The 19310-nt window shown below is 59.7% G+C and carries 21 protein-coding genes and 1 other RNA gene; 8 read left to right on the top strand and 14 right to left on the bottom strand.

Annotated elements, in window-relative coordinates; genetic code table 11:
* Positions 1 to 17: 17 nt before the first annotated feature.
* The 13 genes from ACR0EF_RS05460 to ACR0EF_RS05400 form a co-directional block, all read right to left on the bottom strand.
* Positions 18 to 536 (bottom strand): OmpH/Skp family outer membrane protein, encoded by a 519-nt coding sequence (locus ACR0EF_RS05460; protein WP_367646387.1) that lies wholly within the window; start codon positions 534 to 536, stop codon positions 18 to 20.
* Between the two features lie 71 nt (positions 537 to 607).
* A complete protein-coding gene (gene bamA / locus ACR0EF_RS05455; RefSeq protein WP_170371099.1) occupies positions 608 to 2968 on the bottom strand; it encodes an outer membrane protein assembly factor BamA in 2361 nt (786 codons plus the stop codon).
* Between the two features lie 127 nt (positions 2969 to 3095).
* Positions 3096 to 3224 carry a hypothetical protein gene (locus tag ACR0EF_RS05450; RefSeq protein WP_254920122.1) on the bottom strand — a complete coding sequence of 43 codons (129 nt, stop codon included), beginning with the start codon at positions 3222 to 3224 and terminating at the stop codon, positions 3096 to 3098.
* A 103-nt stretch (positions 3225 to 3327) separates the two neighbouring features.
* The gene (rseP, locus tag ACR0EF_RS05445; protein ID WP_170371105.1) at positions 3328 to 4680 is read right to left on the bottom strand and encodes an RIP metalloprotease RseP; all 1353 of its coding nucleotides are present in this window, start codon (positions 4678 to 4680) and stop codon (positions 3328 to 3330) included.
* 4 nt (positions 4681 to 4684) lie between these two features.
* Entirely contained in the window at positions 4685 to 5857 is a 1173-nt protein-coding gene (gene dxr, locus ACR0EF_RS05440) for a 1-deoxy-D-xylulose-5-phosphate reductoisomerase (RefSeq protein ID WP_170371102.1), read from the bottom strand.
* Positions 5857 to 6639, bottom strand: coding sequence for a phosphatidate cytidylyltransferase (locus ACR0EF_RS05435; protein ID WP_170338692.1), 783 nt, complete (start codon positions 6637 to 6639; stop codon positions 5857 to 5859). Before ACR0EF_RS05435 ends, dxr begins: the two co-directional genes overlap by 1 nt.
* The gene (gene uppS / locus ACR0EF_RS05430; protein ID WP_170357748.1) at positions 6636 to 7367 is read right to left on the bottom strand and encodes a polyprenyl diphosphate synthase; all 732 of its coding nucleotides are present in this window, start codon (positions 7365 to 7367) and stop codon (positions 6636 to 6638) included. Before uppS ends, ACR0EF_RS05435 begins: the two co-directional genes overlap by 4 nt.
* 9 nt (positions 7368 to 7376) lie before the next feature.
* Positions 7377 to 7940 (bottom strand): ribosome recycling factor, encoded by a 564-nt coding sequence (gene frr, locus ACR0EF_RS05425; RefSeq protein WP_170338696.1) that lies wholly within the window; start codon positions 7938 to 7940, stop codon positions 7377 to 7379.
* Positions 7941 to 8123: 183 nt separating this feature from the next.
* Positions 8124 to 9119, bottom strand: coding sequence for an acryloyl-CoA reductase (gene acuI, locus ACR0EF_RS05420; RefSeq protein ID WP_170339277.1), 996 nt, complete (start codon positions 9117 to 9119; stop codon positions 8124 to 8126).
* Positions 9120 to 9207: 88 nt separating this feature from the next.
* Positions 9208 to 10311: a dimethylsulfoniopropionate demethylase gene (locus ACR0EF_RS05415; protein WP_170371107.1), complete on the bottom strand. Its 1104-nt coding sequence runs from the start codon at positions 10309 to 10311 to the stop codon at positions 9208 to 9210.
* A complete protein-coding gene (locus ACR0EF_RS05410; RefSeq protein WP_170371109.1) occupies positions 10312 to 10839 on the bottom strand; it encodes a DinB family protein in 528 nt (175 codons plus the stop codon).
* Positions 10839 to 11543: a DUF1326 domain-containing protein gene (locus tag ACR0EF_RS05405; RefSeq protein ID WP_093962001.1), complete on the bottom strand. Its 705-nt coding sequence runs from the start codon at positions 11541 to 11543 to the stop codon at positions 10839 to 10841. Before ACR0EF_RS05405 ends, ACR0EF_RS05410 begins: the two co-directional genes overlap by 1 nt.
* Before the next feature lie 4 nt (positions 11544 to 11547).
* Entirely contained in the window at positions 11548 to 12339 is a 792-nt protein-coding gene (locus ACR0EF_RS05400) for a DUF2182 domain-containing protein (protein WP_170371111.1), read from the bottom strand.
* A gap of 85 nt (positions 12340 to 12424) precedes the next feature.
* Here ACR0EF_RS05400 and ACR0EF_RS05395 point away from each other — a divergent pair, with 85 nt between their 5' ends.
* From ACR0EF_RS05395 to ACR0EF_RS05360, 8 genes are all read left to right on the top strand, one after another.
* A complete protein-coding gene (locus ACR0EF_RS05395) occupies positions 12425 to 13156 on the top strand; it encodes a FadR/GntR family transcriptional regulator (RefSeq protein WP_170339285.1) in 732 nt (243 codons plus the stop codon).
* A gap of 127 nt (positions 13157 to 13283) precedes the next feature.
* The gene (locus tag ACR0EF_RS05390; RefSeq protein ID WP_170371113.1) at positions 13284 to 14684 is read left to right on the top strand and encodes a selenium-binding protein SBP56-related protein; all 1401 of its coding nucleotides are present in this window, start codon (positions 13284 to 13286) and stop codon (positions 14682 to 14684) included.
* 13 nt (positions 14685 to 14697) lie between these two features.
* A complete protein-coding gene (locus ACR0EF_RS05385; RefSeq protein WP_170339290.1) occupies positions 14698 to 15348 on the top strand; it encodes a hypothetical protein in 651 nt (216 codons plus the stop codon).
* Between the two features lie 64 nt (positions 15349 to 15412).
* Positions 15413 to 15775, top strand: a complete 363-nt coding sequence (locus ACR0EF_RS05380; RefSeq protein ID WP_170339292.1) for a DUF4345 family protein — start codon at positions 15413 to 15415, stop codon at positions 15773 to 15775.
* A gap of 35 nt (positions 15776 to 15810) precedes the next feature.
* Positions 15811 to 16158: a transfer-messenger RNA gene (ssrA, locus tag ACR0EF_RS05375) on the top strand.
* A 101-nt stretch (positions 16159 to 16259) separates the two neighbouring features.
* A complete protein-coding gene (locus ACR0EF_RS05370; RefSeq protein ID WP_170367068.1) occupies positions 16260 to 16691 on the top strand; it encodes an ester cyclase in 432 nt (143 codons plus the stop codon).
* A 215-nt stretch (positions 16692 to 16906) separates the two neighbouring features.
* Positions 16907 to 18181 carry a chromate efflux transporter gene (gene chrA, locus ACR0EF_RS05365; RefSeq protein ID WP_170371934.1) on the top strand — a complete coding sequence of 425 codons (1275 nt, stop codon included), beginning with the start codon at positions 16907 to 16909 and terminating at the stop codon, positions 18179 to 18181.
* A gap of 76 nt (positions 18182 to 18257) precedes the next feature.
* Positions 18258 to 18722 carry an SspB family protein gene (locus ACR0EF_RS05360; RefSeq protein WP_170371115.1) on the top strand — a complete coding sequence of 155 codons (465 nt, stop codon included), beginning with the start codon at positions 18258 to 18260 and terminating at the stop codon, positions 18720 to 18722.
* A gap of 40 nt (positions 18723 to 18762) precedes the next feature.
* On the opposite strand, the gene ACR0EF_RS05355 is transcribed toward ACR0EF_RS05360, so the two are convergent.
* Positions 18763 to 19290, bottom strand: a complete 528-nt coding sequence (locus ACR0EF_RS05355) for a hypothetical protein (protein ID WP_170371935.1) — start codon at positions 19288 to 19290, stop codon at positions 18763 to 18765.
* Between the last annotated feature and the right edge of the window lie 20 nt (positions 19291 to 19310).

The raw sequence follows: 19310 nt of genomic DNA, 5'->3' as shown, positions 1-19310 counted from the left end.
CCCAAGGGCAAGCCACGCTATGGCTTGTCGCCCTCTTCCAGCTGTGATCCATCGCCGATGGCAGCGTCGATCTTGCGGATGGCGATGGCCGTAACATCCGAGGCGTCCGAGCTGAGAAATACGTTGGATCGTTCGATGATCAGCGACGCGCCAGTTTCACGCAGCAGGTCGATGAGCACGGGCTGGGCCAGCTCAAAGAACTGATTGCGCGCCTCGTCACTGCGGCGGGCCAGAGCATCCAGTTTCGCGCGTTGCCCCTCGCGGTGAGACTGGACCTTTCGGTCGAAGGCTTCTGCAAGCGGGCGGAACTCCTCGGGGCTCAGGACTTCGCGCTTTTGCGTCAGCTCTTTTTCCTCGCGGCTCAGCTCGGCAACGATGCGTTCATTTTCAGCGGCCAGCGCAGCACTTTCTGCTTCGATCTCATCAAAAATCCGTCGCCCGAATGCGGACTCGGTGAAGATCCGGTCGCTGGAGATGGTCAGCACGCCGGATTGCGGTACACCCAACTGCTGGGCGGCCACTGGGAGCGACACCACCAAGAAGATCAAAACACACAGGGCCCGTGACGGGCCCTGTACAAACTTCGATATCGCTTTGACCATGGACGTCAGAACCGTGCCTGAATGGTAAAGTCGAAGTTCTGCTCTTTGTCGAAGTCTTCCTTCTTCACGGCCTGCGAGAAGTTGAACCGCAGCGGACCGAACGGCGTATCCCACAGCAGCGAGACGCCGATAACCTGACGGATCGAGCCATCTGCGCCGACGATGTTGGCACCTGTCGTATCAACATTGTTGATGTTGTACAGGTTGCCGATGTCATAGAAGACACCGCCGCGCAGCCCCAGTTCCTCGGGCAGACCCAACGGGAAGTCCGACTCGAACCGGGCGACCCAGTAGTAGTTGCCGCCGATCGCATCATCCTGCCCGTTTGACAGGTCACGAGGGCCGATACCGGCCGGCTCGAAGCCGCGGAACGTTGTCGGACCCAGAACATAACGGTCAATTGCCCGGCTGAAGTCGTCACCCTGCCAATGGAGCGCGCCGGCCTCGAAGGACGCCCGCAGCGTCATCTCCTCGTTCAGAACCTTTGTCTGGGCAATCGCCCGGGTCGAGGTCTTGAAGTACTTGTTGTCACCACCAAGGCCAGCCGCGTCCACGCCGACCTCGAACAGAACACCTGCATTCGGGTTCAGACCACCCAGTCGGCTGTCATAGACATAGGCCAGCCCCAGCGAGCTTGTCGAACGCTTGCCTTGCGCGATTTCCGACGCGATGACTGCCCCGTTGACCTCGTCATCCTGCTGCGACATCTCGGACTTGTTCCAGTTGTAACGCAGCCGCAACGAGGACAGTTCGCCAATCGCATAGCTGAGCTGCGGATTGATGAACACGCTCTTGGTGTCATAGCTGGCAAAGCTGGAATTGGTCCTTGAAAGGCCAAAGCCCAGATCGAAACGCAGTTTCCGGCCCAACAGGTACGGTTCGGCAAAGTTGATGACGTACTGCTCAGAGTCCTGCGCAGTCGACAGCGTCAGGCCAAATTCCTGACCGCGCCCGAGGAAGTTCCGTTCCTCAAGCCGGATGGCGATCCCGAAACCGTCGGAAACCGAGTAGCTGCCGCCCAACGCCAATGAACCGGTCGGCTGCTCCTGGACATCCACGTCCACGATCACCTGGCTGGGGCTGGACCCTTCGCGGGTTTCCACATCCGCGACCGAGAAGAAACCCAAGGCCCGGATGCGTTCGGCGCTCTGCCGGATTTCGCGGGGGTTGAAAGGGTCACCCTCGACCGTGTCGAACTGGCGCCGGATGACCCGGTCCAGAGTGGTCGTGTTGCCCTCGATGTCGATCCGTTCGACGAAAATGCGCGGGCCTCTGGTCAGCACGAACTGAACATCCAGCGTCAGGTCACGGTCGTTTCGGGTCACGCGCGGCTCAACTCGCAGGAAGTCGACGCCCTGCTTCAGGCCAAGACGTTCCTGCCGAGCGATCGAATTCTCAATCAGAGTTGGTGAATACGTGACACCAGGTTTGATCTTGAGGGCCTTCTGATACTCGGCCGCATCAACGCCCGGGATTTCGCTGACCGTTGAGATGTTGCCGAACGAGAATTTCTGACCTTCGGTGATGTTCATCACCAGATAGAAGGCGTCGCGCTCCCGCGTGAACTCGACATTGGCGCTGTTGATCCGAAAATCGACATAGCCGCGCGACAGGTAGAAATCACGCAGAACCTGTTTGTCGAATTCGATGCGGTCGGCAATGAACGTGTCACCGCGCAGGAAGGTGCGCAGGATGTTGGCCTGCTTGGATTCAAGGACACGGCGCAGACGACGGTCGGAATAGGCGCGGTTTCCTACAAAGCTGACGCGCTCGATCTCAATCGTGGTGCCTTCGGCGACTTCAAAAACCAGATCCACCCGGTTGTCGCTGCGGCGGATGATCCGTGGAATGACAGTGGCCGACACACGCCCTTGCGCCGAGTAGATTTCGGCGATCTTGTCAGCGTCGGACTCCGCGACCTGCGGGGTGAACACCCGGCGAGGCTGCGACGAGATTGCCTGGATCAACACGTCGTCCTTGACGCGGCGATTGCCCTCGATGCTGATCTTGTTGATCGTCGGATACTCGGCGACCTCGATCACCAGAGTGTTCCCGCGCGGGGTCAATTCGACTGTCTCAAAAACACCACTGTCAAGCAAACGCTGGTAGGCGTCATTCAACTGGCCCGCAGTGACTGTCTGACCGGGTGTGATTCCTGTCCGGGCGATGATGGTGGACGTCTCAATGCGACGGTTGCCCTGAACATCGAACGACGAAATCGTGTAGGTCTGGGCCTGGGCGGCTTGCGGTACCGCCGTAAAACTCATTGCCGCAAAGAGGAAAAAAATCGTTAGTGCCCGCCACAAAATATTGTCGTGCGGTTGCGCAGTACCGCAGGATGTGCCCGCGCCTCTCCTGTAAGCCATTTTTGTCTCTACCTAGAATTTCGGACTTTAGAAGTTGAGTAGCCGCTCTGATGGGCCTTGTCAAAAGCACAAACGAAAAACGCGACCGGATCGGTCGCGCTCGGGTCGTTCAGCTGGGTATGGGGAATCACATACCGGCCAGATATGCGGCGCCTGCCAGTGCCAAAGCGGTCAGCCCAAAGCTCAGCAACGCGTCCCAGTTCAATACAAACAGGAAGCTGAAGCCCCGATAGGAATTTCGCAATGCCTTGGTCATTGGTTACAGCCCGCTTGATTGCACGTCTCGGCAAAATTACACCAAACAAACTAGGTTTGAATTGAGGCAATTTTGCGACCGTAACGCGTCAATGCCGCCACAATCAGCAGAACAGGTCGTTGCTTACCGAGAAGATCATGAGGCTGAGAATTAACGTGATGCCCACCGCCATCAACAGTTGCAAAGCTCGGTCGCTGGGCGGTTTCCCCGCGACTGCTTCGTAGGCGTAGAAAACAAGGTGGCCCCCGTCCAATGCCGGGATTGGGAACAGGTTCAGCAGGCCTACAGCAGTGGACAGAACCGCGATGAAGAAGATGAAGCTCTGCGCCCCTTGGCTCGCCATCGCGCCTGAGGTTTCCGCGATACCAATGGGTCCGGACATGTTGCAGGTGCTGATCGCACCGGTGACCATGTGCCATATGCCGGACAGCGACCCCTCGATGATGCGGCCGGTCTGGATGACACCGCCATGCAGCGAGTCGACTAGACCCGCAGGTTCGGTCGCCGGGACCAGCATCATGCCGCCGACGATTCCAATCCGCCATTCGGTTTTGAAGCCGCCGTCCGCCTGTGGTTCATCCGTGCGACGCGGCGCCAGTGCAAATTCCAACTCGGCGCCGTCGCGCCAGACGTCCAGCAAAAGCACCTTTCCGTCCGAGCTTTCGACCTTTTCCTTGAGCTGTTCGAAGGCAAAAATCGGGTCGCCATCAACCGAGGTGATGACGTCGCCCGCCTGCAACTGGATATCCATCGCAGCGCTGCGCGGGGCGACCTGCTGGATCAAGGGCGGGAATAGCCACGGGGCCGACACGTCGAGGGTCTGGCCGTCGCGGATGACAGTGTATTCGAGAACCGGCAGCACCGGCAGCGCCTCGGTAAACTCGGTCCAAGCCCCCTCCTGATCGAAATCAGGCGTGGGAATGCCAGCGATCGCAACGATTTCGTCCCCCTCCTGAAGCTCCTGCACAGTGCCCGGCAGAGGTTTCAGCGATCCGACCGTCAGTGGCTCGCGGGTCACGCCCTGCGACCAGAAGATCAAGCCGAAGACAAGGATAGACAGAACGAAATTGAAGACCGGCCCGGCCGCAACCGTGGCAGTCCGCGCCCAAAGCGGTGCGCCATGCATCGTCCGACGCAATTCTTCGGGGCTCTGCGTGGTGATTTCGGCCATCGTCTCGGTGTCCTTGCCCGAGGCCGCATTGGCATCGCCCAGGAATTTCACGTAACCGCCAAAAGGCAGCAGAGCGATCTGCCATTTGGTGCCGCGTTTGTCCATTCTGCTCCAAAGCACCGGACCAAACCCCAACGAGAACACCTCGGCATGGATCCCCGACCAGCGGCCAACGATGTAATGCCCGTATTCATGCACCGCCACGATGACGGACAGCGCCACGACAAATGCGGCAATCGTATAGACCAGCCCACCAAATTGCGGGATCAGCGAGAGTATGTCCAAAATTTTATCCTGCTCTTCGAAGTACGGCGTCATCAACCCATTGACGTGCCAGATGGTCCGTTTTCAGGACGTTATCAAGGGTCAAAGGGGCATCAATAAGGCCGCCTGCATCGTCGAAACGGTCCAGAACGGCGGCCACGGCGTCGGTCATGTCCAGAAAGCCGATGCGTTGACCGATGAAATGATCCAACGCACGCTCCTTGGCGGCGTTGAAGATCGCGCCTGACAGGCCACCGCGCTGCATGACCTCGCGGGCCAGCCGCAGGGCCGGGTAACGCGCCGGGTCCGGATCACGAAAACGCAACTGACCCAGCTTGGCCAGGTCCAGGCGCGGCACCGGCAGGTCGCGCCTTTCGGGCCAATGCAGTGCATAGCCGATCGCATGCCGCATATCAGGCGCGCCCAAATGCGCCATCACTGCGCCATCGCGAAACCCGACTAGAGCATGCACGATGGATTCCGGGTGGACCACAACCTCGATCCGGTCAGGGTTGATCCCGAAAAACTCTTTTGTCTCGATCACTTCCAGCGCTTTGTTGAACATCGAGGCGCTGTCGATCGTTATCCGCTGACCCATGTCCCAATTGGGGTGGCTCGAAGCTTGCTCGACCGTAGCGCCGGCCAGCTTCTCGACCGGCCAGTCGCGAAAGGCGCCGCCGCTGGCAGTGATGATGATGCGCTCAACCGCATCCATGTCTTCACCCACAAGCGCCTGAAAGACCGCCGAATGCTCGCTGTCGACAGGCAGCAGACGCGCGCCGTGGCGTTCCGCGGTTTCCAGAACAAGCGGGCCAGCACACACCAGAGTTTCCTTGTTTGCCAAGGCCAGGGTCGCGCCCTGCTTCAACGCCTCAAGCCCCGGCGCCAAACCGGCCGAGCCAACAATGGCGGACATGACCCAGTCTGCCGGGCGAGCGGCCGCTTCGATCAGCGCTGCTGCGCCCGCGGCGGCCTCGATCCCGGTGCCGGACAATGCATCGCGAAGATCATCCAGATGCTGGTCAAAGGCGGTTACTGCCACTTCCGCACCCAGCCGGCGGGCGTCCTGCGCCAACTGCCGGACATTCGCCCCGCCGGTGACGGCGACCACCTTGTAATCCTCCGGGGCCCGAGCAATCAGATCGAGCGTATTCTGGCCAATCGATCCGGTCGCGCCGAATATCGAAACCTTTCGCATCAGATTTCCCCGGGCGAATAGACCAGCGACGCGATCAGAACCATCAGCGATGCACCCATCATGCCGTCAAATCGATCCAGAAAACCGCCATGTCCCGGCACCAGGTTCGAGCTGTCTTTGACCCCGAACCGCCGCTTGACGGCGCTTTCCACGATATCACCGGCCTGGCTGGCCATCGAGGCCAGGACCGAAACCAAAACAAACCGATAGCCAAACCCGGCATACGCGGCAACGGCTGCGCCCACCAGCGCGGCTGCCACCCAGCCGCCCGCCGTGCCCGACCAGGTTTTCTTGGGGCTGACCCGCGGCCAGAACTTCGGGCCACCGAACGTCTTTCCCACGAAGTACCCAGCTACGTCCGTGGCAACGACGACCAGGATCAACCAGACCATCCAGCCAAACCCCATCGTCTCGCGGATCTGGATAAACCCGTAACCCGCACAGGCAATCCACATGGCAAACAGCACGTAGATCCCGCGTGAGTGCGAGACCTGCCCTGCCCCGACCAGTGCGGGCGCGATCAGAAAGGGCAGTTTGTAGAGCGGCGGAACATGATAGCTGAGCATGACGGCAACGCCGGTCAGGATACCCAACTGAACCGCGACGCCCATCCGATCGGAATCGATCATGCGAACCAGTTCCCAGGTCATCAGACCACACGCGGCGGCAACAAATGTCTCGAACCATAGTCCGCCCAGCCAAACCTCGACCGCTCCAATAGCGACCAGTACCAGGGCAGACAACACCCGGGTGGTGAGGTCGGACCATCGGCCGTCCGTCATGCCGGAACTGCTCCGAACCGGCGTTCGCGCGACCCGAAGCTCTTGCACAGCCGTTCCAGCTCGGCCGCGGTGAAGTCGGGCCAGAGCGTGTCGATGAATTCGTATTCCGAGTAAGCGGATTGCCAGAGAAGGAAATTCGATATCCGCGCCTCGCCGCTGGTGCGAATGACCAGATCGGGGTCAGGCAGGACGCGCGTGTCCAGATATCTGGGCAGCGTTTCCTCGTCGACATCTTCTGGCCGCAGGTTGCCTGCGGCAACGTCCCGCGCCAGCCGCTTGGTTGCCCGGGCCACTTCGTCCCGACCACCATAATTGAGAGCGACGGTCAGGTGGACAAGGTCATTGTCGGACGTCTCGCGCTCCAGCGTGTCCATCAACTCGATCAGTTTGGCATCCAGCCGCACCCTGTCGCCGATGAATCGGACACGGATACCGTTTTGGGCCAGTGTTCGGGTTTCCTTGATGATGTAGCGCTTGAACAGGCTCATCAAACCGGCAACCTCGACCTGGGTCCGTTTCCAGTTTTCCGTCGAGAAGGCAAAAATCGTCAGGTACTTGATCCCCAGCCCCGGGCAGGCTTCGACCACTTCGCGCACCCGACGGGCACCGGCGTGATGCCCGTACAGCCGTGGCCGGCCGCGCGCCTGGGCCCACCTACCGTTGCCATCCATGATGATGGCCACGTGACGCGGACCACAGGGGGGCTCGTTTTGGGGATCAGCGGGCATGGCTTGCGCTCAAACCTGCATGATTTCGGCCTGCTTGGCCTCAAGGGCCGCATCTACGGCCTTGATCATCTGGTCGGTCAGTTCCTGAACCTCGGTTTCCCAGAACTTCTGATCGTCTTCCGACAGGCCGTCGGCCTTGGCTTTCTTGATCTGATCCATGCCATCGCGGCGCACGTTGCGAATGGCAACGCGGGCGTGTTCGGCGTATTGCCCGGCCACTTTGCCCAGCTCGCGGCGGCGCTCTTCGTTCAGCTCGGGGATAGGCAGCATGATGATCGTTCCGTTCAGCTGCGGGTTGATGCCCAGTCCGCTTTCCCGGATCGCCTTTTCCACTTTGCCGACCAAAGACTTGTCCCAAACATTCACGGTGACCATGCGCGGCTCGGGAACGTTTACAGTGCCGACCTGGTTGATCGGTGTCATCGACCCATACGCATCCACCATAACCGGCTCGAGCATCGAAGCCGACGCACGCCCGGTGCGCAGCGACGCGAATTCGGTTCTGAGGTTGGCCATCGCGCCATCCATGCGGCGTTTCAGATCATCGGTGTCCAGTTCAAAATCGTCAGACATGCTGCTCACTCCCCGTCTTCAGGTGATGTTGGAATGGCTCTTACGCCATCGCACCTGGGATGTATAGCAATCATGATCGGGAAATGTGGCAATGACCAGAGTTGTTTCCGCGAAAAACCCGAACCCCCGGACAAAAAAGACCGGCCCTGTGGCGGGCCGGGCTGGCACAGAAAAAACCAACGCTCAGGCGTTCAGGTCAACGACCACGCGCCCCTTGACCTGACCGTTGAGGATGTCGGCACCCAGCTTCGGAAGATCATTCAGAGTGGCCGGCTGAATCATCGCTTCCAGCTTGTCCATCGGCAGATCCGAAGCCACGCGCTGCCAAGCCCGCAGTCGGTTGTCGAACGGCTGCATCACGCTGTCGATTCCCAACAGGTTGACCCCACGCAGCAGGAACGGAATGACGGTCGCCGGCAGGCCCGCGCCACCGGCCAGACCGACCGCTGCCACTGAGGCGCCATACTTCATCTGACCCAGAACGCGCGCCAGCATTGCGCCCCCGACGGCATCAACGCAGCCAGCCCAGGTTTCGCTTTCCAGCGGGCGTTTGGTGGTTTCGTTCAATTCGTCACGCGGCACGATCGACGTCGCACCAAGCGCCTTCAGATAGCCTTCGGTTTCAGGCCGCCCGGTCACTGCCGCAACTTCGTATCCCAGATTGGCCAAAATCGCCGTGGCAACCGAGCCGACGCCCCCGGCAGCACCGGTTACCAGAACCGGTCCACGGTCGGGCGTCAGACCGTGATCTTCCAGCGCCATCACCGCCAGCATCGCGGTAAAACCGGCAGTTCCCACGGCCATGGCCCGGCGCGTGCTCAACCCCTCGGGCAGAGGGACGAGCCAATCGGCCAGCGCGCTGGCCTTCTGGGCGTATCCACCCCAATGCGCCTCACCCACGCGCCAACCGGTCAACACCACTTTGTCGCCGGGTTTGTACCGGTCGTCCGAGGATTCTTCGACAGTTCCGGCATAGTCGATCCCGGGCACATGCGGATAATTTCGGACCAGACCGCCGCCCTTGGGCGACATGCACAAACCATCCTTGTAGTTGACGGTCGAGAACTCGACGGCCACACGTACTTCACCATGCGGCAAGTCATCTTCCGAGATCTGCTTGATCACCGGGCTGGCCAGTCCGCTTTCCTCGTCCTTTTCCATCACCAAAGCGTTGAACATATTCCAATTCCTTTCATTGACCGTGGCCCGATCGATCTCTCATCTGGCCCAAATGCTTCCCGGGCGCGTCCCGCGCGCCCTTCCCGGCTCAAATCCAGAACTTGTCCTGCACGATTGCAGTCCGCATTCCAGACGGCGTTTCGACTTCGACCTGCGTTCCCGGATCCCAATGGCTCAGCCGCAGCATACCGATCGACACGTTGGTTTGAAAATCCGGCGACCAGGTAGCCGAGGTCACCTGGCCCACACGCTTGCCGCCGCCATAGACCGGCCACGGCCGATCGCAGGGGGGCACCGCGTCGCCCTCGATCGCGATCGGACGGATTTGCTGAACCGGCCCCTCTTTGGCCACCCGCAACAGTGCATCCCGCCCGATGCAGCCAATGGCCGTATGCGTGTTGCAGAACTTGCCCAACCCGCATTCATGGGGCGTGTTGTCATCGGTCATGTCATTGCCGTAAGACAGCAACCCGCCCTCGACCCGCTCGATCAGGTTGGGGCAGCCCGCCCGAACCTGCAGGTCCTCTCCGGCGGCGAAAAGCGCATCCCACAAGGGCATGCCGACGTCGCCGCCTTCGACATAGATCTCAAACCCGCCCTGTTTGGAATAGCCCGACCGCGCAATCGCCAGATCACGCCCCTCGAACTGGAACATGTCGAACTTGAAGAAGCGGATATCACGCACCCGGTCGCCAAAGACCCGCGCCATCAGGTCATCCGACTTGGGTCCCTGCACCGCCAAAGGCGAAACGTCCGGCTCATCCACCAGAACATCCAGTCGATATCCGTTGGCCAAGCCTTTGACCCACAACAGCAAATCGCTGTCTGCGATCGAAATCCACCAGCGGTCATCCGCCAGTTTCACCGCCACGGGATCGTTCAGCATCCCCCCGGTTTCGTCCACGATCGGCACATAGTAGCACTGGCCCGGCAACATGCCGCGCAGGTCGCGCGGGGTCAGCATCTGCATCAGCCGCGCGGCATCGGGGCCTCGCAGTTCGACCTGCCGCTCACAAGACACGTCCCAGACCTGAACATGGGTCTTGAGATGCCGATAGTCGGCCTCGACGCTTTCAAAAACCGTCGGCAGCAACATCCGGTTGTACACGGTATAGCCTTTGACACCGGCCGCCTCGACCCCGTCGGAGAACGGCGTGCGCCGCAGCCGGCGCGACAAAGAAATCTGTGGCACTTAGACCTCCTCGGGCAAGAAAACGAGATCACTGACCGGAGCCTCAGACCCGGCCTCGGTCAGCATTTTGTGGATTTGTCCCCGGTGATGCGTTTGATGATTGAAAAAATGCATCACGCACACGGCGTAAGGTAATGTAATGTCTTCTTCTTTTGCCGCGGAATACCAGGTGAACGGACCCGAGATTGGCTCGTCGCCCAGAGTTTCAACCCAAGCATCGATCCGCGCATCGATGGTCTCGCGCAGCGGCAGCCAGTGCGCCAGATCCGGGCACAGGTGGACGCTTTCGTGAATACCGCCGCCCTTGCGGTGCGGATTGCTTTCAGGCCCCGGCCCTTTGTCGAACCGGGACATCCAGATCCAGTCGCCCCACAGCAGATGGTTGGCAGTCCCCAGGATCGACCCGAAAAATGCACCGCGTTCCCGGGTCAATTCCTCGGTCGAAAGCTCTTGAAGAAAGCCCGCCAACTGGCTGTTCTGCCAGCGGTTATAGCGGGCCATCTGCCGAGCATAGGCGCCGGTGATCATCACTTGGGTCCGTGCCAGTCGATCGGGCAGATTTCGGCAGATTTGCCGCCGAAATCCCAGACACGACCATAGTCGCGCACTTTCGACTTGGTGCCTCGCGCCACGATGATGTCCGGACCCATCCAATACTTGGAGTTCGAAACCATGACCGGATGTTCGGGGTCTTTGCCTGCCAGCATCTCGATCTCACCCTGGATCTTGCGGCCGATGACGATGCGACGTTTGTTGCCGTCGCGTTCGATCTGCACTGGAGCACGCTCGGCGCCGATGATTTCACTCACCAACATCGTGAACAGCCCGGTGGTGCCACCCGCCTGCCCGCTGAAAATCTGCAGCAGACCGTTGTACGCCTTGCCACTTGCGCGCTCATCCACGTAAGCGGCAACCTTCCACTGGCCTTCGCCCATCCGGCCAGGAATATCGACCAACAGACCGACGTTCAGACCTGACAGGTCTTCGCCTTCATAGTGTCCCTCGTCGATGATCACGCCCATCCACGCATGACAATGCCCTTCGGTCGGAGGGTGCGCCCCCAGCGAAACCACGCAGGGGCAGAACACGTCGCAGGAGCAGTTCAGGATAAGCTCACCCTTGATGGCCCAGTCCGTCGGGCTCATCTCGCGCCGCTTGGGGTTGGGCATCCGGCTGTCAATTCGCTGACTGACCGGCAGCTTGTCGGCATCGGGTTTTCTGTTTTTTGCCATCGGCTTATCCTCCGTATGCAATTGGGTAGATCAGCAGCCCAAGGCCACCTGCAATCAAAGCGAAACCCAGCGGCCGTGTCAGAACATGACCGATCTGGGGCAATTTCTCCAACACCATGAACAGGGTCGCCAAACCCATCCACAGAAGGCTCATCACGCCTCCGACAAAGCCAAGCGCCATGAACCCCCAGCAGCAGCCGACACAAAAGGCGCCCAGCCCAAGGCCCATACGCAGTCCGCCAGAGAAGCCAGTGCGCCAGTGTCCAAGGAAATAGGTCATCGGCGCATGACACACCCCGTGGCACACCTCCTTGGCGCGCGTGAATTGAAAGGCACCGACGGCAATGAGAAGACCGGCGGCAAAAAGCGGAGACTTGGCAATGCCCAGCATGTCGATCACGCCCCCGAACAACAAAGCCAGCTGAACACCTGTGATCAACGCGGCGAACCCGGCCCAAACCACGAAATAGCCCAACAGAACGCCGACCCACCCAAGCCTTGTTCCATTGGCGCTCTGGATCAAATCCTCATAGCTTCTCAGTGTCGGAACCAGCGTTGGAAGCATCATCGCGGCCATCATGATCGCCCACATCACGAACAGCGGGCCGAACTCGGCCATCGGCATGTACATGTCCATGCGGGGATCCATCGCACGCATCGCCTCGGCCATTGGCCCGGGTCGGCCAATCCAATCGACGCCCATGTCGCGGCTCATGGTGTACATCACCCACCAGGCCCACAGGATCAGGACGAAAAAGCCCAGCCACAAACCGCTGCGTAGAAGTGCCCGACTCATGTTCCCTCCCGACTCGGTGCTTGCTTTTCAAATGTCAGACTTTTAAATGTCAGACAAATAAATTTTTCACGGCGGCCTGCAGAAGATGAAAATCGATCCCCAGAAAAGCACCGACCTGTCCGCGCAGATCGCCCAGGCCATCCGCGATGCCATCGTATCAGGAGAGCTGATCGTGGACGAGCGCCTGCCCTCGGAATCCGAGCTTGCGGACCAGTTCCAGGTGTCGCGCCCCACCGTGCGCGAGGCGCTGAAACGGCTGGCGGCGCAATCGCTGATCCGCACCCAGCGCGGCGCGACGGGAGGTGCCTTCGTCAACCGGCTGAGTTTCCAGGACGCCTATTCCCAGCAGATCACGACTTCGACGCTGCTGCTGTCGATGAACGAGGTCAGCTTCGATACGGCCTGCGAGGCCCGCTATGCGTTGGAACGTGCCTGCGCGCGCCTGTCGGCCCAGCGGCGCACCGCCGATCAATTGGCCACCATGCGCGCGGAAATCTTCCGTCAGGCGCAGCCCGGTCTGACGGATGAGGCCTTCTGCGCCTCGGACGTGGCTTTTCACCGGGCACTGGTCGATGGCGCGGGCAACCCTGTCCTGTCCTATCAACTGGCCGGAGCCGTCGAGGCGATGCAGCCCCTGATGAACATGATCACCTTCACCGCCCGCTCGCGCGAGGAGATCATCCGCCTGCACAGCAAGATCGCCGACGCGCTGGAGGCGCAGGACGCCGAGACCGTCGACGCCGCGCTGGTCGAACTGGAAACCTACACCCGCCGCCTGGCCCATGATGTGGCCGAACGTCGGCGGAAACCGGCCTGAAGACACTCTGAATTCTTCTTGACGCATCACATCAACGGAAAGGACACTCGAGCAGGCAGACCATCATCCGGCGGGAAGACCGGCACTCTCAATAAAATTGATTTTCAATGACTTACGGGAGGACGTTATGAACAAAAGACCGGATCCAACATTCTATCCATCCGCCAGGATGGCCATGGAGGCCCCGCCCGAAACCTTGGCCTTCACGCTGATGCTCAGCCCCGATTTTTCGCAGCCCGATGGCTTGGCGGTTGTGAATGTCGACCCAACTTCGGGCGATTACGGAAAGATCGTTCACAAGGTGATGATGCCCAACAAGGGCGACGAGTTTCACCATTTCGGATGGAACGCCTGTTCTTCGGCCCTGTCTCCGCTGACCGGCCACGCTTTTCTTGAGCGCCGGTACCTGATCATCCCCGGTATCCGTTCCAGCCGGATCTACGTGATTGACGTGAAAGAGCCGCTGAAGGCCAAAATTCACAAGATCATCGAGCCCGAAGAAGTCTTTGCAAGGACGGGGTATTCCCGCCCCCATACGATCCATTGCGGACCCGAAGGTATCTATGTCAGCACCTTGGGCGGCGGCGGACCGGATGGCACCGATGGGCCTCCGGGCATCTTCATCATGGATTGCGAGACCTTCGACATCATCGGGCGTTACGAGATCGAGCGCGGCGTGCAGGACAAGCACTATGATTTCTGGTGGAACCTGCCGCGTGACTACATGGTCAGTTCCGAATGGGGTCTGCCCCCGCAATTCGAAAACGGGATCGTGGCCGAAGATCTTCTGTCGAACAAATATGGCCACCGGATCCATTTCTGGAACCTGCGCGACCGCACCAACATCCAGACCATCGATTTGGGCGAGAACCACCAGATGGCGCTGGAAATCCGGCCGGCGCATGACCCGGTCAAGCAATACGGGTTCTGCGGTGTGGTGGTCGACACCACCAATCTTCAGGGCGCAATCTTTACCTGGTGGCGCAACAAGGATGGCAGTTTCGCGGCTAAGAAGACCATCACGATCGACCCGCAACCCGCTGATCCGGATGATCTTCCCGATCTGCTCAAAGGGTTCTCGGCGGTGCCGCCTCTGGTGACCGACATCGACCTGAGCTTGGACGACAAATACCTGTATGTCGCGTGCTGGGGCACCGGTGAAATGCACCAATACGATGTCTCGGACCCGATGAAGCCCAAGCTGGCCGGCAAGGTCGAGATCGGCGGAATCGTCAAGAAAACCAAGCATCCCAACGGCAAGGACTTTGGTTATGGCCCGCAGATGGTCGAGATCAGCCGTGACGGCAAACGCGTCTATTGGACCAATTCGCTTTATTCCACATGGGATGACCAATTCTATCCCGGCGATCGCGGCGCTGCGATGGTCAAGGCAGATGTAGGCGAAAAAGGCGGCCTGACACTGGACAAGGATTTCTGGGTGGACTTCCCGAAAGGGTATCGCAGCCACCAGATCCGGCTTGAGGGAGGAGACTGCTCCACCGACAGTTTCTGCTACCCTTCGGTCTGAATTGGACGCCTTGATGACATCGACGGCCGGCCTCTGGCTGGCCGTTGTTCTGAGCGGCGCTTATCACGGGTTGAACCCCGGTATGGGCTGGCCGTTGGCCGTGTCGGCCGCATTGATGGAGCAACGCCAATCCGCCCTCTGGCGCGCGTTGGCAGCGCTGGCGGGCGGGCATTTCGTGGCGATGCTGGGTGTGTTGCTGCCCTTTGCGCTGATGACCATCCTTGTAGACTATCAGCGCGAAATCCGGATCGGAGCGGCCCTGATCGTGATCGCTATGGGCCTCTACATCGCGATCACCCGGCGCCACCCACGGTTTCTGGCGCGCGTACCGCCCAGTCGGTTGGCGCTGTGGTCGTTTCTGGTGGCGTTGGCGCATGGTGCGGCGCTGATGCTGGTCCCGATCTATCTGGGCCTGTGCGGGCTGGACGAGCTGGATACCGGCCACAGAGCCGTGTCCGAGATCATGGGCACCAATGGCCTGCTGGTTCTGGCTGTGGCCGCGGTCCATACGGGCGCTATGATGCTGGGCGGCGGTGCGCTGGCCTTCGCGGTCTATCGCTGGCTGGGCCTGCAGTTTCTGTCTCGCAGCTGGTTCAACCTGGAAATGGTCTGGGCGCTCAGCCTGATCCTTGTGGGGGTGCTCGGCCTCTGGGCCGCAATCTGAGGTCTTCCCCCTGCACCGAAACAGATTAGGTTCGACGGGCAGGCATTTGAAAAGCGAGGCCCCCATGACCGGAACACTCAACATCATCGCAGCCCTTCTGACCATCGGCTTTGGACTGTTCGGCTTTCTGGCTCCGGCCTGGACGGCGGCCTCGCTGGACCTTGCGCCCACCAACAGCACGATGGGCCTCAGCGAGATGCGGGCCTCGGTCGGCGGGCTGTTTGTCGTGACCGGCATAGCTGTATTGTGGCTGAACCACCCGATGGCCTACGCGATGTTGGGCGTGGTCTATGGCGGCGCGGCGCTGGGTCGGTTCGTGTCCGTACTGCTGGACAATCCACCGTTGGCCAAAGCGTTGACCTTCGGCGGAATCGAGCTGGTGCTGGCGATCTGGCTGATCGCAGCCAACCTCTTCAAGCCCGCGTGAAAGGTTGGAAAAATCGCCATGATCCCGCGCTTTGAGGGTTTGCATCCGCAAATATCCTCACCTATATAAATCCTGTCCTTCGGGACTATGGACATAAACGCGCTCGTAATAAGCGGATCGGACCCGGGGGCGGTACCCGGCGGCTCCACCATACATCCTTCATTTGGGGATCATGGGGCCGAAATAGGATCGACGAACGTCTAAAGGGGTTAGCTTTGTCTCGGCTGTCTGCCACCGTTACCGGCGAAAACAGTACAATTGCAAATGACAATCGTGCTCCGGTTGCCGTTGCTGCGTAAGCAGTAACCAGACCGAAACTTAAGTCCTTGCGCCTAGCCGCGTAAGGCGGGGTTCGCAGGTACCTGGCAACAGAAACCTGCATTTCCCTGGATTTTGTCTGAGTTTTTGCGCCGAATTTGGCCGCTATTCAGAAACTGTTCACTCCTGTCATTCAAAGTAGCGGAAGACAGACAGGAGAGTTGGGATGACTAATTCAGAGATACTCAGAGCCTGGTATTCCGAGGTCTGGGAAAAAGGCAATATTGACGCGATCGACCAGTATTTTGCCCCGGAAACGATGGCCGAAGGGCTGATACCCGAAATGCAGGTCGGGGCGGACGACTTTCGCGACCTGGTCATGGCCTTTCGGCACGTTCTGGGCGAAATCCAGGTGGACTTGCCCAAAATTATCGAAAACGGCGATTGGGCGTCGGCCGTTCTGCATGTGCGGACCTCGCGGGCGGACAACGGCGCGCCCTTGGAGGTCACAGGCCAAGTTATGGCGCGCTTCAAAGGTGACAAGATGGTCGAAGCCTACAACCAGTTCGACTTCGTTTCCCTGTTCGAACAGCTCGGCCAGTTCCCGCAGGATACCTTGCCCGTTTGCATGACAGGGCAACGGCTGGACTGGGCCTGAACCGGTTCTTGACCGCGCGTGCTGACCCCGAGTAGCAAGAGCACACGGGGTCAGCATGTGAACGCCCTGCCCGGCGGCAGCCCGGGTTCGCATGTCTCCAAATCCAAAGGGGCACATGCCATGGCTGCGCAATTTCCAATGATCGCTGGTGGTCGGATCGGCACCTATGCTCCGAATATCGGATGGAGCCGCCCGAGGACCGCCGAAACCGGCGCATGCAGGGCGGATCCCCTGTAGTGAACCCCTCACTGTCAGAACTGGTCCGGGTGTTCGGCCGCATCGGCCTCCTCTCATTTGGTGGCCCAGCGGCACAGATCTCATTGATGCACCAGGAATTGGTCGAACGGCGGCCATGGTTGGATGAGCAGAGCTTTCTGCGCGCGCTGTCGTTGTGCATGTTGCTGCCCGGCCCCGAAGCCATGCAACTGGCCACCTATGCCGGTTGGCGGCTGCGGGGGGTGCCGGGCGGGCTGATTGCCGGCGGCCTGTTCGTTCTGCCCGGAGCGCTGGTGATAGCCGTGCTGGTCGGCCTGTATGCTGCCTACGGAGACCTTCCCCTGGTCCAGGCTGCATTTCTCGGGATCAAGGCCACGGTTATCGTGATCGTTCTCCAGGCGGTGCTCAATCTTTCTCGCAAAACTCTATCTGGGGCAGAGCCCGGGATTCTTGCGATACTGGCGTTCCTGGCGATCTTCGCTCTGAATCTACCTTTCCCCCTGATCATTCTGGCCGCGGCTGTCTGGGGCTTTTCACGTAAGCCTTCCGAGCAGCCTTCAGTTTCGCAGAATGTCGATACCGCCTTGGCTCGGCCCGCGCGGACCGCAGCGCTCTGGCTGTTTCTTTGGTTGGCTCCGCTGGTGTTGTTGACCCTTTCCGGCCAGACATTGCTAAGCGATCTGGGCTGGTTCTTTGCTCGATTGGCAGTAGTCACTTTCGGCGGGGCCTATGCGGTGCTGGCCTACATGACCCAGACGGTCGTCGAGAACTATCAATGGATCTCTACCGATCAGATGATCGATGCGCTGGGACTGGCAGAAACCACCCCCGGCCCATTGATACTGGTCACGCAATTCGTCGCCATGCTCGCCGGGCAGTTGGCCGGCGGGATGTCCCTTGCGCTGGCAGCCGGGGCCGTTGCGCTGTGGGCGACCTTCGTTCCGTGCTTCCTGTGGATATTCGTTGCCGCACCTTACCTGGACGTCATAGCGCAAAGACCGAGACTGTCGGGAGCATTGCGCGCAATTACCGCGGCGGTCGTCGGTGTGATTCTCAACCTGTCGGTGTGGTTCGGACTGCATGTCCTGTTTGGAACCATCGGAGAAGTCGTGTTTGGTCCGATCTCACTGCCCATTCCGGTTTTTTCGACCTTGGACATCGCAGCCGTTGGATTGACATGCCTTGCCGGAGTCTTGATTTTCATAAGAAAAACCGGTCTGGCAACGACGCTGGGCATCATGATAGGAGCAGGCGCAATCCTGCATCTGGTTTGAACAATCAGACGCAACCCGCTCTTTCGTTTCCGATCAAATCCCTTATGCTTGGGATAACCACTTTCGAGGATGACACATGTCGCAAGGCATTGACTACGGCAACTTGATGCACACCGCTATGCGTGGGCTGATCAAGACTGTTCTGAAGCGCGTTTCCGAAACCGGATTGCCCGGCGCGCACCATTTCTTCATCACGTTCGATACCCGTGAGCCCGGCGTCGAAATCGCTGACTGGCTGCGCGAACGCTACCCTGATGAGATGACGATCGTGGTGCAGCACTGGTTCGAAAATCTCGAGGTTGGCGAGGACGGATTTGCCATCACGCTCAATTTCGGTGACGCTCCGGAGCCGTTGTATATCCCCTATTCGGCCATCCAGACCTTTGTCGATCCGTCGGTCGAATTCGGGCTGCGCTTCGAAAGCTCGGACGAAGAAGATGAGGACCCGGTGGAAATCGACGCCGAGTCGATCGAGGTCGAACCCGACGACGAGCCGCATCACGATGCGGATATCGTATCGCTGGACAGCTTTCGCAAGTAATTCGCGGCCATTGGACGAGGCTTCGCTTTTTTGGCGGAGCCTATTGTTTTTCCAGGAATGTTTCGACCGAACGTGACTTCTGTCCATCTCTGAACCGGGAAAAGGACAGGTTCAGCCCGCCCTCGGCCAGTGTTCGGTCATACTGCTGCAATTCGTACCCGCCGTCCTCGTCTATGAACAGCGAGAAGACGGTCAGTGTTTCCCCTTCGATCCGCCCCCAGACAAAGGGTTCCCCCTTCATCGGGTCCAGCGGAACCTCATGACCGAAGACATTCCGCTTCATGGCTGCAGAATAGATGTTGTTTCGATCAGAAGGTCGGAACTCGACCGAAAAGCTTTGTTCTTTCACCCGGCCGTCGGCTTTGTAGGTGGTAGTCTTCCACTTGACCACGAACCCTTCGCCGGTCTCTGCGATGGAAACGCTCATGTCGCGCGGGGTCGACGATCCGTCTGCATCGACCACGTCGGCAGATCCGACATAGTCGCCGACAAAGGGACCAATGTCCTGCGCCCATCCCGGAGACGCCAACAAAATTCCAAACGCCAGTATCGACAGCCATCGGGCCATTTGCGCGAAAAATGAGGTCC

The organism is Ruegeria sp. CG8, assembly GCF_056537165.1.
This window is presented reverse-complemented; position numbering and strand designations above follow the sequence as displayed.

Excerpts from the sequence above, each read along its gene's own strand:
- bamA (WP_170371099.1), bottom strand. The coding sequence starts at position 2,968 with ATGGCTTACAGGAGAGGCGCGGGCACATCCTGCGGTACTGCGCAACCG.
- ACR0EF_RS05450 (WP_254920122.1), bottom strand. The coding sequence starts at position 3,224 with ATGACCAAGGCATTGCGAAATTCCTATCGGGGCTTCAGCTTCCTGTTT.
- dxr (WP_170371102.1), bottom strand. The coding sequence starts at position 5,857 with ATGCGAAAGGTTTCGATATTCGGCGCGACCGGATCGATTGGCCAGAAT.
- ACR0EF_RS05435 (WP_170338692.1), bottom strand. The coding sequence starts at position 6,639 with ATGACGGACGGCCGATGGTCCGACCTCACCACCCGGGTGTTGTCTGCC.
- uppS (WP_170357748.1), bottom strand. The coding sequence starts at position 7,367 with ATGCCCGCTGATCCCCAAAACGAGCCCCCCTGTGGTCCGCGTCACGTG.
- frr (WP_170338696.1), bottom strand. The coding sequence starts at position 7,940 with ATGTCTGACGATTTTGAACTGGACACCGATGATCTGAAACGCCGCATG.
- acuI (WP_170339277.1), bottom strand. The coding sequence starts at position 9,119 with ATGTTCAACGCTTTGGTGATGGAAAAGGACGAGGAAAGCGGACTGGCC.
- ACR0EF_RS05410 (WP_170371109.1), bottom strand. The coding sequence starts at position 10,839 with ATGATCACCGGCGCCTATGCTCGGCAGATGGCCCGCTATAACCGCTGG.
- ACR0EF_RS05405 (WP_093962001.1), bottom strand. The coding sequence starts at position 11,543 with ATGGCAAAAAACAGAAAACCCGATGCCGACAAGCTGCCGGTCAGTCAG.
- ACR0EF_RS05400 (WP_170371111.1), bottom strand. The coding sequence starts at position 12,339 with ATGAGTCGGGCACTTCTACGCAGCGGTTTGTGGCTGGGCTTTTTCGTC.
- ACR0EF_RS05395 (WP_170339285.1), top strand. The coding sequence starts at position 12,425 with ATGAAAATCGATCCCCAGAAAAGCACCGACCTGTCCGCGCAGATCGCC.
- ACR0EF_RS05390 (WP_170371113.1), top strand. The coding sequence starts at position 13,284 with ATGAACAAAAGACCGGATCCAACATTCTATCCATCCGCCAGGATGGCC.
- ACR0EF_RS05385 (WP_170339290.1), top strand. The coding sequence starts at position 14,698 with ATGACATCGACGGCCGGCCTCTGGCTGGCCGTTGTTCTGAGCGGCGCT.
- ACR0EF_RS05380 (WP_170339292.1), top strand. The coding sequence starts at position 15,413 with ATGACCGGAACACTCAACATCATCGCAGCCCTTCTGACCATCGGCTTT.
- ACR0EF_RS05370 (WP_170367068.1), top strand. The coding sequence starts at position 16,260 with ATGACTAATTCAGAGATACTCAGAGCCTGGTATTCCGAGGTCTGGGAA.
- chrA (WP_170371934.1), top strand. The coding sequence starts at position 16,907 with ATGCAGGGCGGATCCCCTGTAGTGAACCCCTCACTGTCAGAACTGGTC.
- ACR0EF_RS05360 (WP_170371115.1), top strand. The coding sequence starts at position 18,258 with ATGTCGCAAGGCATTGACTACGGCAACTTGATGCACACCGCTATGCGT.
- ACR0EF_RS05355 (WP_170371935.1), bottom strand. The coding sequence starts at position 19,290 with ATGGCCCGATGGCTGTCGATACTGGCGTTTGGAATTTTGTTGGCGTCT.